The sequence below is a fragment of the Halobacillus karajensis genome (assembly GCF_900108515.1).
Classification (GTDB): Bacteria; Bacillota; Bacilli; order Bacillales; family Halobacillaceae; genus Halobacillus; species Halobacillus karajensis.
The window spans coordinates 217,568-231,300 of the sequence record NZ_FNWW01000002.1 but is presented as its reverse complement, the minus strand read 5'-3'; the positions used below and the strand labels follow the sequence as shown (position 1 = coordinate 231,300).

Below are 13,733 nucleotides of genomic sequence, written 5' to 3'. Positions count from 1 at the left end.
ACAAACTCTACCTAATGGTGTTTTAACTCTTTCTTACGACGAATGATATCCATCGCTATCTCTGCTGCCTTAAGTGGCTCATTCTGCTGTTCGGCCTTTTTCAGCTCAGATTCAAGGCTTTTAATATCCGTCCGAGCCCATTGTTCTGACTGGATCCTTGCTATATAATCATTGATTTCCTGATCAGAAACCTCGTCACTGACAGGGACCATGGCAAGCTCAATCGCCAGATTTTTAACAGATGGATCTCCAATCATCTCAACGAACTGACTGATATCCGATTCATTGCCGTCTTCATAATATGCATAAAGATGTGTGACAATGACCTGATGGTCTTCAATATTGAAAGAGCCCCCGATTTCTTCCTGAACTTTATCAGCTATATAAGGGTCTCTCAACATATATGCAATTAAATTCCTCTCTGCATTATGAAAAGCGGGCAGAAGCTTCTTTTGAACTGACGGTTTCTTTGTATCATTAGTATATCGGTTCTTCGGCTCCTTATCCTTTACACCGCTTTGCGACCTAATCCTTTGAACCTCTTCCTTCAGAGTTTCTAATGACATCTGGAATTCTGAAGCTAATTCGTTAAGATAGTGCTCTCGTTCCACCGCTCGATCTATTCCCGATATCTCCTGTAGTACTTTTTCGATATAAGTAATACGATCTCCTTCCACTTGCAAATTATAATCTCTGCGTAAATAATGCATCATGAAAGAGGTGTACGTATCACTTGTATCGATAATTTCACGTCTGAATCTGTCTCCGCCATACCTTTGTATAAAATCATCCGGGTCCATTTCATCCGGGATACGGGCAACATACGTTTGACATCCTACGCTTTTAACTAACTTTGCTGCCTTAACTGCAGCCTCTATTCCTGGGCGGTCCCCATCGTAGCAGATGATGATTTGGTCTGCGTACTTTTTGAGTAGATTTGCTTGCATACTGGATAATGATGTGCCCATCGTACCCACAGAATAATGGATTCCAGCTTGGTCAGCAGATATTACATCACCAAATCCTTCAAACAAAATCACTGTTTTTTCTTTCCGAATCGCGGAGCGAGCAAGGTCAAAGTTATATAGAAGCCGCCCCTTATGGAAAAGTTCTGTCTCAGGACTGTTTAGATATTTGGGTTCATTTTCACCTAGTGCCCTTCCTGCGAAAGCTACTGTCTTTCCCAAGTGATTCCGAAGAGGGAATATAATTCTCCCCCGAAACCTGTCCGCATAATCCCCTTGATCATTTGCACTAAGTAAACCAGCCTTCACCATCGTCTGTGGATGATATCCCTTCTTTTCAAGGAATGTGACAACGAAGTCCTTAGAATCAGGGGAATAACCAATTTGGTATTTCTGAATCGTTTCATCGGTGAATCCCCGATCAATCAGGTATTGATAAGCTTCCCGGCCATCTTTGGAATTCTTTAACAAATGATGGTATAATTTAGTCAGCCATTGATGAGCTTCCAGCATTACTTGGGACTCCTGGCTCTGTTCAGGAGGAGCTTCTTCAGCCATTTGTTCAGGAAGATCGATACCGGTCTGTTCGGCCAGCTGCTTCAGCGCCTGGATAAAACTGAAGCCTTCAATCTCCATCAGGAAGGTATAGACATTCCCTCCCTTTCCACAACCAAAGCAGTGAAAAATCTGCTTGTCCTGGGAAACGGAAAAAGAAGGAGTGTTCTCTCCATGAAACGGGCAAAGCCCAAAATGGTTTCTTCCTTGCTTTTTCAAATCGACATAATTGCCAATGACTTCAACAATATCTGCTGACTTTCTTATTTCATCTACTTTCTCTTCTGGAATTTGTCCAGCCATATGATCACCATACTACTCAATTATTCTCGGTAAATGATTAAATTCCTTCATGTTCTGACAACAAATCTTTGAAAACGGAGCGAAACTTTTCACGATCCTTGACCGTAAATGCAGACGGGCCTTTCCACTTCTTCGTTCGCTTCATCGTTTGCTGCCGAATATACTTCTGATTCATAATAAGGTCCGCATCGTTTTCTTTTACCAGTTTACCTCTTGGAGTTAATACATAAACTCCTTTGGACGTTAACAATACAGCCAGGGAAAGGTCTTGAGTAATGACGATATCGCCATTTCGGACATGGTTAAGGATATATATATCCACGGACTGTGAACCGTCGTCGACAAACATCCATCCAGCCTCTGCTTTTTCAGGACTATAGTGATTCACGGTTGCTATAAAATGAGGTCTTAAAAGAAAGTGTTTACAGACTTCCAAAATTTCTTCTTGAACTGGACAACTATCTGCATCGACATAAATATGGACATTTTTAATTGGCATAATATCAATATTTCTACAATAAGCGGTAGAATCCTCCTTGAAAGTGAATGTTTTATTTTTCTGAAAAGTGTATCTTTTTAGGGCTTTCCGCCTAAAAACACATCATTTAGAAGACACCTCTCATTAAAAGGATTTTTACCACAAATAGATATTATAATACATTCCAACATAATATGCCATGTCTAATTGTACCTAATTTCATTCTTCCCAACAAAAGTCGCGCTTAATCAAAGCGCGACTTTTGTGAAATTGTACTATTCTTGAGCATTTTTCCGTAATTTGTTCATAATGACATTTGCCGTTTCCTCAACCGCCTTGTTTGAAACATCAATGATTGGACATCCAATTCTTTCAATAATACGATTAAAATGATCGATTTCTTGTTGGATTCGATTGATATTTGCATAACTTGCTTGATCACCCAATCCTAAAGACTTCAATCTTTCTTTTCTAATATCATTAAGTTTTTCTGCACTGATGCTCAAACCAATACATTTTTCTGGAGCTACTCCAAATAATTCAGATGGAGGTTGTACTTCAGGAACAATAGGAACGTTTGCAACTTTCAAACGCTTGTGAGCTAAATACTGAGATAAAGGCGTTTTAGAAGTTCGTGATACGCCAATAAGGACGATATCTGCTTTAGCTATACCACGCGGATCACGCCCATCATCGTAACGAACAGCAAATTCAATGGCTTCTACTCTTTTGAAATAATCCTCATCCAGTTTATGAACAAGCCCTGGTTCCAGACGTGGTTTGATATGAAGATGTTCTTCCATTATTTCCATCATTGGCCCCATAATGTCTACACATTTGATCCCGTGCTTCTCTGCTTCTTCTTTCAAATGTTGTCTGAATTCCGGTATAACAAGTGTGAAACCAATCATGGCCTTATGTTCTTTGGCTAGTTGAATAGCTTCATTAATGGTCCCCTTATCCTCGACGTAAGGTATACGCTGCAAATCAAAAGGACCATCATCAAACTGACTAAGACATGCTTTCACTACCAATTCAGCGGTTTCCCCAACCGAATCAGACAATACATAAATTAAAGGTTTTTCCATGTTTCTCCTCCTCTCACCACCCCAGTTACAGATGCTGATCTCGAGCAAGCTCCACAAGTGCTTTTGTTATATTCGTTTTAGTTAAACGCCCGACTACTTCCATCCCCTCTTCACTCGGATTGACTACAGGAAGTCCATCGATTTGTTTTTCAATCAATTTCTGGGCTGCATCCAACAATAAGTCTTCAGGTTCACAAACCGTTATGTTTGGCATACGCGTCATAATGATGTGAACAGGTACAGAAGTAAGGTCCTGGTTTCCAATACAAGCCCTTAATAGATCTTTCCTTGATAAAACCCCAACCAACATGGAATTTTTGTTAGTTACAAACAATGTTCCCACATCTTCTAAAAACATGGCACAAATCGCATCATAAACCGAAACATCTTCTTCTATTACGATAGGCCTGGATTGATATTCATCCACTTTAAATTTCTTTAATCGTTCAGTAAAAAGTTCAGACCCGGTTTTTCCCGTAAAGAAGTAACCGACCCGGGGGCGGGCATCCAAATATCCCGCCATAGTTAAGATAGCCAGATCAGGACGCAGCGTAGCCCGGGTCAAGTTCAATTGGTCTGCGATATTCTCACCAGTAATCGGTCCATTATCCTTAACGATTTGAATAATCTGTTCTTGCCGATTCGATAGTTCCACTCTTTTCACCCCGATCAGTGACTGTGACATACTATTTTTTCATTATAGCTCATTTTTAACTATCGGTAAAAGAGGGAGATCTAGAACTGTTGCTTCCATTCAATTGCATTCAGGTCTGCAAAGGCATAAACATCTTCTGCTATTTGTTTCAGAAGAGCTAAACGGTTATGACGAATAGCTTCATCTTCTGCCATGACCATTGTTTCGTCAAAGAAGTCATGAATTGGTTTGGCAAGTTCTGATAACCGGTTCAGAGCATCTTGTGGTTGATTATTTTGCATTGATTTCCTATAAACATCATGCACATTTTGATACGCATTAAATAGGCCATGCTCTTTATCATTTTCAAACAACTTAGGATCTACTTTTGCACTCTCTGCTTTCCTTGCCAAATTCAATACCCTTCCTAGAGCTTCATGTACAGACTTAAAGGAAGGATCCTGACGCTTCTCTACTAATAGAATAGCTTTTGCTTTTGTAGCGGGGTATACACCTATTCCTGTTGCCAATACCGCTTCTACTACATCGGGGTCAATCTCATCTTCTTTCATTAAATAGGCAGCTCGTACCTGGAAGAATTCTTGTAAATCATTACGAACATCTTTCTTATCCCGTGTCGGGAGATCTAATTCATAGTAGAACTGATGAACAAGGTCAATCAATTTTTCCACAGGTATGGACCACCCTTGAGCGGTAAGAGTTTGGAGAATACCTAGGGCTTGTCGCCTTAATCCGTAGGGATCCTGAGACCCTGTAGGAATGATCCCGATGGAAATGCTTCCCACAATCGTATCAAGCTTGTCCGCAATGCTAACGATTGAGCCGATTGTAGTAGATGGCACGGCACCACTTGCTTGACGCGGCATGTAATGCTCATTAATGGCCATAGCCACTTCTTCTTCTTCTCCAAAAATTCGAGCATACTTCTCACCCATTACGCCCTGTAACTCAGTAAACTCATCAACCATTTGTGTCACTAGGTCAAACTTACAGATTTCCGCTGCTCGTTTAGCCTTGGTCATTTGCTCCGCTTCAAGGCCAACCCATTCGCCAATTTTACCAGTAATAGCAATAATCCTCTGAACTTTATCTGCTAATGTACCAAGCTCTTCTTGATAAACCATTCTCGAAAGCTTCTGCATTTTTTCGTCGATGCTTCCTTTCTGATCTTCCTCAAAGAAGAATTGGGCATCTTTCAGGCGTGCTTTTAAAACTTTTTCATTTCCCCTTGCTACCGTATCAATATACTGATCATCCCCATTCCGTACCCCTACAAAACATGGAAGTAACCGGCCGTTGGAAGAACGTACTGGGAAATATCGCTGATGTTCCTTCATAGATGTAATTAACGCTTCTTCTGGAACCTCAAGAAACTCTTCCGAAAATTCGCCACTAAAAACAGTTGGATATTCTACCAAATGAGTAACTTCATCCAATAATCCTTCATCTAATATCAATTTCCAATTATTTTCCTTTTCTAGCTGCTTAAGCTGGCTAAGGATTTCTGCCTTTCTTTCTTCCACAGAGGCTATAACATACTCGTCCTTAAGCAAAGACTCATATTGATCCGCATCTACTATAGTCGTTTCTGATCCTAGGAACCGATGCCCGAAGCTGCGATTTCCTGTGTTCACACCTTCTATAGAAAATGGTATGATTTCTTTTCCAAAAAGAGCAACCATCCAGCGAATAGGACGGGCATAACGTAAGTCGCGATTTCCCCATCGCATATTTTTAGGAAAGGTCAAAGATAAAAATACTTCACGAAAATCTTCAAGTAGTTTTGCTGTTTGCTCACCTTCAATGAATTTATTCACATGGATATATTCTGTGCCATTAATCTCCTTGAAATATATATCTTCCACACTTTTTCCTTGCCCTTTTGAGAACCCAATAGCAGCTTTCGTCCAGTTCCCTTCATCGTCGAGGGCAATTTTCTTGGCCGGCCCTTTAGCTTCTTCTTCAATATCAGGCTGCTTTTCTTCGACTTCCGTAATTTTCACAGCCAGTCTTCTTGGAGTAGCAAATCCAGTGATTTCCCCAAATGGAACTCGCTGCTCCTTTAGCCACTTAGCTGTCTTTTCTTCCAACTGCGCTAAAGCATTATTGATAAAACGAGCCGGTAGCTCTTCGACGCCGAGTTCAAACAATACGGATTTACTCATGATGATCCTCCTCCTTTTTCAGCATCGGGAAGCCAAGCCGCTCCCGCTCCTCAACATATGTTTTGGCTATTTTCCTTGCTAGATTCCGCACCCTGGAAATATAGCCGGTCCTTTCTGTCACACTGATCACACCTTTAGCATCTAGAAGGTTAAAAGTGTGTGAACATTTAAGGACATAATCATAAGCAGGAAAGACAAGCCCTTCTTCCATGATGCGCTTAGCTTCCTTTTCGTAAGTAGAAAATAGATCAAAAAGCATCTGTTCATCAGAAGCTTCAAATGTATATACAGAATGCTCATATTCCGGCTGAGTGAAAATATCACCAACGGTAACTCCATCGGTCCACTCTAATTCAAACACATTTTCTTTATCCTGAATATAAGAAGCCAACCGTTCTAAACCATATGTGATTTCTGCAGAAACCGGTTTTGCTTCAAGGCCGCCTATCTGTTGAAAGTAAGTAAATTGGGTGATTTCCATTCCATCAAGCCAAACCTCCCAGCCCAGTCCGGCAGCCCCCAATGTAGGATTCTCCCAGTTATCTTCCACGAATCGGATGTCATGTTTTTTAGGATCAATTCCCAAAGCTTCCAAGGATTCCAGATAAAGTTCCTGAATATTATCTGGAGACGGCTTCATGATGACTTGGAATTGATGGTGTTGATATAAGCGATTTGGATTTTGTCCATACCGTCCATCAGCTGGACGACGGGAAGGTTCTACATAAGCAACGTTCCAAGGTTCTGGACCCAGACTTCTTAATAGGGTCATTGGAGACATTGTTCCCGCTCCTTTTTCAGTATCATATGCTTGCATAAGCAAGCAACCTTGATTTGACCAATGATTTTGTAACGTTAAAATCATGTCTTGAATATTCATACTTTCCCTCCTCAAAAATTTCAAGCTCTATGTGCCTTGTTCACCTTAAAAGGTGAAGTCTCAAAATCGCATTATTGGCCACAGAGGCTTCAGGGGCCGCTTGTGCTAATTCCGGCCCTTCAACAAGGACCCTCTATATCCTCATGTGCGCATTATCTTTCACAGACAACGAAAAAGACCCCGTCCCTACGTCTATCAAAGACATAGGGACGGGGTCTCCGCGGTTCCACCCTAATTGCTCCCTTCATGTATAGGAAGCCACTTTCACCGTCGCTCAGGAACGCCTTCCCCGGGCTTTTTCCGCTTGTCTCTCACCGTCACAAGCTCGCTCTTGGAAATAGTTTCCCCGGATACTACTCTCCTTCTCCGCAACACGTTATTAAGTAATAGCATCATACTCTAAATCCTATCAAATTGTCAAACATCATTCTGAAAACAAATCCAGCTGTTTTAAAAACTTTTTGGATTTAATGAAGTATCCACCATATCGATCATAGTATTCATCCATAATCTGACGCAACAGATTTTTATTTTCTTCCTTCATGGTGATTTCTCCCAGTCGTTTCACATCCATATGTAAAAAAATTCTCAGTAATTTTGGAAGTGGATCAGGAAGACCATAGGCCTGTGGGTCTTTGTGTTTACAACGAAAACAAAGCACCCCGCCTTCCACTATAGAAAAGGAAAAAGGACCTTCTTGTCCGCCGCATTGTATACACTGATCAACAACCGGAGCAAAACCCGCTTTTTTGTATATTTTCAGTTCATACATCATCGTCAGAATATTCGGTTCCTTTCCTTCGTTCATCCATACGAATGTTTGAAGCAACTGTTCGTACAAAAAAGGGTCCGGCTGTTTTTCATCAATAAGCTTGTCTGTTAATTCTGCAATGTAGCTAGCATAAGCCGTTTTCACTATGTCTTCACGAATCGACCTTAAAGAAGACAACATTTCCCCCTGGCCCATGGAGCCTAAACCGGACCCTATTTGAATTAAAAATGTGCCATGTATGAATGGTTGGGTAATGGAAGACATACGGCTCTTGGGTTTCTTGGCACCGCGAGCCATCACTCCAATTTTACCTTTTTCTCTGGTCATCATTGTAACGATTTTGTGTGTTTCTCCGTAGTTATTTGTCCGAATGACGACTCCTTCCACCTTATCCATCATTGGCCTCACCTGCTTTGTTACGGATTCAAATCATCCGTAGAGATTGGTTCAGGAGAGGAAGCGAACTGCTCTTGAGAGTGCTGATCTTGAGACTCCAATTCTTTCATCAATAAATAAGTTTCCACACTGCCTGTTTGCCTGAAAACGTTCCATGAAAGCTTGTCGCGCACAAGAAACACCGCCTTTCTTAATCATCAATAAATGATTGTACATTACTAGAATGCTTCCTCTGCCTGAATTCATTAGACTTAATTTTTTCCAACCCTCAATATTCGTCTTCGCGATATCCAAAATCACTGAGTTGAATTTGCTTATTTCTCCAGTCTTTCTGCACTTTTACCCATAATTCTAAGTAGACTTTACTGCCTAACAGAGATTCTATATCTTTTCTTGCTCTCTTACCAATCTCCTTTAACATGCTCCCTTGTTTACCAATAATAATTCCTTTTTGTGATTTACGTTCCACCACAATTGCTGCTTGAATATGAACTTTATTATGTTCATCACGTGGTTCAATGCCTTCGATAACAACAGCAACGGAATGAGGAATCTCTTCCCGTGTTAAGTGAAGTACTTTTTCGCGAATAAATTCACTAATCACGAAGCGCTCAGGGTGATCGGTAATTTGATCCTCCGGATAAAACTGTGGTCCTTCAGGTAAATGTTTTTTTAGTACATCTAATAAATGATTGACATTATTACCTTCCAAAGCTGAAATTGGAATGATTTCCTCAAATTCCATTTTTTCTTTATACTGGTCAATTAAGGGGAGTAATTGGTCCGGATGCACTTGATCAATTTTATTGATAATTAAAAAGATCGGCTGATCAACACGCTTAAGACGCTCGAGAATGAACTGATCTCCTCGTCCATACCCCTCTTCAGCATTAATCATGAAAAGGACAGCATCTACTTCATTTAAAGTATTTTCTGCAACATTCACCATAAAGTCCCCGAGTTTATGCTTAGGCTTATGAATTCCGGGAGTATCAATGAAAATAATCTGCGATTCCTTATCCGTCATGACTCCCTGTATTTTGTTTCTTGTTGTCTGTGGCTTATCACTCATGATTGCAATTTTCTCACCAATCACTCTATTCATGAATGTTGATTTTCCCACATTCGGGCGCCCCACGATTGTGACAAAACCCGATTTAAAATTCTCTGTCATAATTGTTCCTCCAATAGATTCTTAAGCAACGTTATCTCTTTATTTTATTACATTATCCACTTCAATTCATACCAGTTATCATAAGGCAAAGAGTTTCGGAAGAAAAATAATGAGCCCGATGAATACAGAACTGATACTCGCCACTAGAACCGCACCTGCTGTAATATCTTTAATCGATCCAATTACCGGGTGAATTTCGGGATGAAAGTGATCGAGCAACCTTTCCATGGCTGTATTAATCATTTCTAAAGTCAATACCAATGAAATGATGATCATGATAGCAGTCCATTCCCATAAGGATACCTTTAGAAGAAAGGCAGATACAATGACTAGAAGTGCAAAAGCTAGGTGAATACGAAAGTTTCGCTCTGCCTTAAAAACCCAAACTATCCCATTCCAAGCAAAACGGAACCCTACTGTATTCTTTTGGTTACGACCTTTGAAGTCCGAACTCATATAAGATTTCCTCTTGGCGTCCGAACATTTTCTTTTCATCTTCTTCATTTAGATGATCGTATCCGAGCAAATGCAGGAATCCATGCAATGCCAAAAACCCAAACTCCCTTTCTAAGGAATGGTTATACTCCTCTGCTTGTTCTTTCGCTTTATCTACAGAAATAACGATGTCCCCAAGCATAAGGGGCATATTTTCGTCCAATACATTCAATTCGTCTTCTCCGAGCTCTTGCATTGCAAAAGAAATCACATCCGTAGGCTCGTCCTTTTGGCGATAATTTCGGTTAATTTCCTGGATGTGTTTATTGTCCACAAAGCTCACTGACACTTCCGCATCCCCATTTACTTCTTCTTTTTCTCCAGCAAAGTGGATAATCCGTTGAATCATATCAACGAAAGCTTCATCAACAGAGTTCGTTTCATCTTGAAAATCAATCGTTATCATTTTCTTTTGCCTCCTTGAAATGTAATCGCTTGGATCATCCAATAAACGATTCATAGTTAGATGTTCCAATGTTCATCTACTGTTAAACTTTATCTAGCAGACCCTTTAAAGGTTTTTGCAAGGGGAATTACACCCAAAGCAGCTATACTCCACCCTTTTTTAGGATGCCTCACAAACAGCAAGACATGAGCTTCAGTTTAAATGCCGCTCAACTTCCTGCTTTCTCTTAATGTTACATAAAAGAAAACAAGCAAGTCTACCATTGACGTTTATTCTTATGTAAAGTTTCTCAGGCGTTGATAGGAGGGGATCTTCACACTACATCTCCCATTTTATTCCATAAGTGAACATGAAATAAGACCCAAAAGGTTGGGCCTTATTTACTATCCCCTTCATACGCATCAATAATTCGCTGTACAAGTGGGTGTCTCACCACGTCAGATTGGTCCAAATGGATAAAGGATGACCCTTTCACTTCAGCTAAACGTTCTTCAGCTACACGTAATCCGGACTTTACGCCTTTCGGAAGGTCCACTTGAGTAATGTCTCCCGTTATAATCATCTTTGAACCAAACCCTAAACGGGTTAGAAACATTTTCATTTGTTCAGGTGTTGTATTTTGCGCTTCATCTAGAATCGCAAAGGCATCATCAAGCGTACGCCCTCTCATATAAGCAAGTGGAGCAATTTCTATGGTTCCCCGATCAATAAGACGTGCAGTATGCTCCGCACCAAAAACATCATGAAGAGAGTCATACAGCGGTCTTAAATATGGATCAACTTTTTCTTTAAGATCCCCAGGCAAAAAGCCTAAACTTTCTCCTGCTTCAACAGCAGGGCGGGTTAAAATGATTCTTTTCACATCTCCGTTCTTCAACGCGTTTACAGCCATAATAACGGCCAAGTAAGTCTTCCCGGTACCAGCAGGACCAATTCCAAATACCAAATCATTTTTTTTGATCGCTGCTATATAATTTCTTTGGCCGAGAGTTTTAACCCTTATAGACTTCCCTTTAGAATTTTTGGTAATTTCATCTTCAAAAAGGGCCTCGAACTGGTTGATTTTCCCTTTTTTTGCTAATTCCACAGCATATACGATATCTCGCTCGGTAATGGTTATCCCTTTACGAATAATGGCAAGAACACTGTGTAGAATCTGCTCTACCAGTTGAACATGTTCGACTTGTCCTGAAACTCTGACTTGTTCTCCACGTGTGATAATCGTGACTTTCAGCAGCTCTTCTATCTGCTTAAGGTTCCGATCCTCTGTACCAAACAGGGTTAAAGCTTCTGTTGTATTATCTAATTGAATGTCCATGGTTTTCAAATCTTCTGGCATACTCAATCTCCTTGGCTTATATACTTGGTTTCTGCAATATTTTCATAAACTTTGTACATTAGGATTAATTTTACTTTACCATTCTCCTCACTGAGGTGCAAAACTTTTTCTTCTTTAATTTCTGCGTCAGGGTCAAGTTCCTGTTGTAAGTTACTTCTGGCAGAGGACAACCCCAATTTCTCAATTTCCTTCTTAGATGATTCGTATGCTTTCCGGTCGATGGAATAATAATCAATGGTTTGTATATGGATAGGAATTTTGAAACCAAAAAGATTCCAATCTGAACCGTGAATTTCTTCTCGAAAGTCTCCATCCTCTCCTCGCCAGAATCCCCATACAGGGATAGAAAACTTCCCTAGTTTAAGGTGGTATTCACTTTCAACTGTTCCATCCGTTAGCATAAGGACTTGTTTTAAAGGCAAAGTCTGAGCCACTCGGTACCAAGTTTCTGCAATAACCTCTCCCTCTGAATGAACAAAAGTATCCTCTTCTTCAACAAGTTGACCTGTTGCTAAAACCTGTCCTTTACGGACAACATCATATACAGAAACCATCGGGCGACCTTTTTTAATGAATGTCTCAATGATCATTCCTTTTTTCGTGGCCACAAGGTCTGAGGGACGATTGTTCTTATCTGTATCATATCTCGTTTTTTCAACTCCATACAGATGATAGCTCGTCCCTTGCTTTTTTACGCCAATCCATAAAAGGTCCGGAATATCTTCCAACAACTGTTGTTGAATTTCGATAGGATCTTTCATTCCTATTGTTAATTTTCCAGGAGATACGCCATACGTATTCAGTTTACTTTCCACATCTGCTTCGAGCTCAGGAGAAAGTCCGTCCACTTTTATTGACCACAGTGTGTTGGCTAGTATGAAAATAACAACGACCGCTACAATAAAAGCAAACAACAGAGATAACCTGCTCACCAATTGCTGAAGGAGAAATGGAACCCCTTTTCCGCTCTTTATGGATAATTTACACCGATACTTTTTCCGCAATTGCCTAAATGTCTTCCAATCTTTGAGGCGGATCGTAAGGATGACAATTGAAGGGTCCACTCTCCGCATGTTTGTAATGTAGCAGCCTCGTTTTATACACGCTTGTAAAAATGGTTCAATTAATGTTCCTTCCACTTGTACCGTCATGATCCCTTGAAAGAAATCATGCTGGTTTTTCATCCGCTCACCTCCCTTTAGAATCTGGCAAAAACTCTACAGACTTGAGTTCTCCTTCCAATAGTAATTCTTCCTTTAACATCATTTTCACACCCAAGTCTTTTCCTAAGATACGGATCTGACCTTGTTTGTATTGAATTCTCACTTCTTCATCAGAAAAATGAAGGAGGCCTGTGTGATTTTCTATGTACACATGAATGGATCCTATAGTGGTGATACGCGGCAGATCCAACATGACATCGGAAGGTAAATCGAAATAACGACTAAGCCACGTCCGGATTTGCTGTTGCCATTTTGACATGCGACGCCCTCCCCTCTTTTCATTTATACGAAAAACGCACGAATTGTATCACTACAATTCGTGCGTTCTGCTTATCTTTTTCGAGGGTGGGAGCTGTGAGGCTTGTGAGCACGGGGAGGACCCAGCACTTCAGCCATTAAAATCCCTTCCGCTAATCGTTTTTTATCCCACTTCCTTGTGTTTTCGATTAAAGGGCCCTCTTGATTCAATTGTGATCGAGATATCCTCTGTTCCTTCTGTAAAAAGCTCGGTTGAGTGTATGTCTCCCCTTCAGAATCTGATAATCGTGGTTGATCTACGGACTGCTTTCGTCCTTCCTTAACCTCAGCAAGCTTTTTTTGTTTCGTTTTATAATAATCCGTTAACCGTTCATCCCCTGCTTTGGCCTTTTCCTCAAGATCTGGATTAGGGCCGCTTGGATAGGAAGGCGGGACAGGGGAGGTTTTCCGATCTGGTCTTTGCTTGTTCTCACTTTCTTTCGTCATCCCACTGAACCAACTGATGATTCCACCTATTATGGCTGCGAGAATGAGAAAATTACTGAAAATGAGTTCTATAAGATCTCCCATGCGAATTCTCC

Annotated in this window: 15 protein-coding genes; all 15 read right to left on the bottom strand. The window is 40.6% G+C overall.

Annotated elements, in window-relative coordinates:
- Positions 1–11: 11 nt before the first annotated feature.
- A complete protein-coding gene (gene dnaG / locus BLW54_RS06125; protein WP_074733451.1) occupies positions 12–1,823 on the bottom strand; it encodes a DNA primase in 1,812 nt (603 codons plus the stop codon).
- A 37-nt stretch (positions 1,824–1,860) separates the two neighbouring features.
- Positions 1,861–2,322, bottom strand: a complete 462-nt coding sequence (locus tag BLW54_RS06120) for a YaiI/YqxD family protein (protein ID WP_074733448.1) — start codon at positions 2,320–2,322, stop codon at positions 1,861–1,863.
- 254 nt (positions 2,323–2,576) lie between these two features.
- Complete coding sequence (locus tag BLW54_RS06115) at positions 2,577–3,389, bottom strand: pyruvate, water dikinase regulatory protein (RefSeq protein ID WP_035509156.1); 813 nt, start codon at positions 3,387–3,389, stop codon at positions 2,577–2,579.
- 25 nt (positions 3,390–3,414) lie between these two features.
- Complete coding sequence (gene ccpN / locus BLW54_RS06110; RefSeq protein ID WP_074733445.1) at positions 3,415–4,074, bottom strand: transcriptional regulator CcpN; 660 nt, start codon at positions 4,072–4,074, stop codon at positions 3,415–3,417.
- A 50-nt stretch (positions 4,075–4,124) separates the two neighbouring features.
- Positions 4,125–6,209, bottom strand: a complete 2,085-nt coding sequence (glyS, locus tag BLW54_RS06105) for a glycine--tRNA ligase subunit beta (RefSeq protein ID WP_074733442.1) — start codon at positions 6,207–6,209, stop codon at positions 4,125–4,127.
- Entirely contained in the window at positions 6,202–7,089 is an 888-nt protein-coding gene (gene glyQ, locus BLW54_RS06100; protein ID WP_074733439.1) for a glycine--tRNA ligase subunit alpha, read from the bottom strand. The genes glyS and glyQ overlap by 8 nt, the downstream gene beginning before the upstream one ends.
- Positions 7,090–7,513: 424 nt before the next feature.
- Positions 7,514–8,260: a DNA repair protein RecO gene (gene recO, locus BLW54_RS06095; protein ID WP_074733437.1), complete on the bottom strand. Its 747-nt coding sequence runs from the start codon at positions 8,258–8,260 to the stop codon at positions 7,514–7,516.
- A gap of 17 nt (positions 8,261–8,277) precedes the next feature.
- Positions 8,278–8,430 (bottom strand): YqzL family protein, encoded by a 153-nt coding sequence (locus BLW54_RS06090; protein WP_074733436.1) that lies wholly within the window; start codon positions 8,428–8,430, stop codon positions 8,278–8,280.
- Positions 8,431–8,525: 95 nt separating this feature from the next.
- On the bottom strand, positions 8,526–9,431 hold the full coding sequence (gene era, locus BLW54_RS06085) for a GTPase Era (protein WP_035509165.1): 906 nt from the start codon (positions 9,429–9,431) through the stop codon (positions 8,526–8,528).
- A 78-nt stretch (positions 9,432–9,509) separates the two neighbouring features.
- Positions 9,510–9,887, bottom strand: a complete 378-nt coding sequence (locus tag BLW54_RS06080) for a diacylglycerol kinase family protein (RefSeq protein ID WP_074733435.1) — start codon at positions 9,885–9,887, stop codon at positions 9,510–9,512.
- The gene (gene ybeY / locus BLW54_RS06075) at positions 9,862–10,332 is read right to left on the bottom strand and encodes an rRNA maturation RNase YbeY (RefSeq protein ID WP_074733434.1); all 471 of its coding nucleotides are present in this window, start codon (positions 10,330–10,332) and stop codon (positions 9,862–9,864) included. Before ybeY ends, BLW54_RS06080 begins: the two co-directional genes overlap by 26 nt.
- A 376-nt stretch (positions 10,333–10,708) precedes the next feature.
- Entirely contained in the window at positions 10,709–11,671 is a 963-nt protein-coding gene (locus BLW54_RS06070; RefSeq protein ID WP_035509169.1) for a PhoH family protein, read from the bottom strand.
- Between the two features lie 2 nt (positions 11,672–11,673).
- Positions 11,674–12,855 (bottom strand): sporulation protein YqfD, encoded by a 1,182-nt coding sequence (gene yqfD, locus BLW54_RS06065; protein WP_035509171.1) that lies wholly within the window; start codon positions 12,853–12,855, stop codon positions 11,674–11,676.
- A gap of 4 nt (positions 12,856–12,859) precedes the next feature.
- Positions 12,860–13,153 (bottom strand): sporulation protein YqfC, encoded by a 294-nt coding sequence (yqfC, locus tag BLW54_RS06060; RefSeq protein WP_035509174.1) that lies wholly within the window; start codon positions 13,151–13,153, stop codon positions 12,860–12,862.
- 71 nt (positions 13,154–13,224) lie between these two features.
- Complete coding sequence (locus tag BLW54_RS06055; protein ID WP_035509175.1) at positions 13,225–13,722, bottom strand: YqfB family membrane protein; 498 nt, start codon at positions 13,720–13,722, stop codon at positions 13,225–13,227.
- Positions 13,723–13,733: the final 11 nt, after the last annotated feature.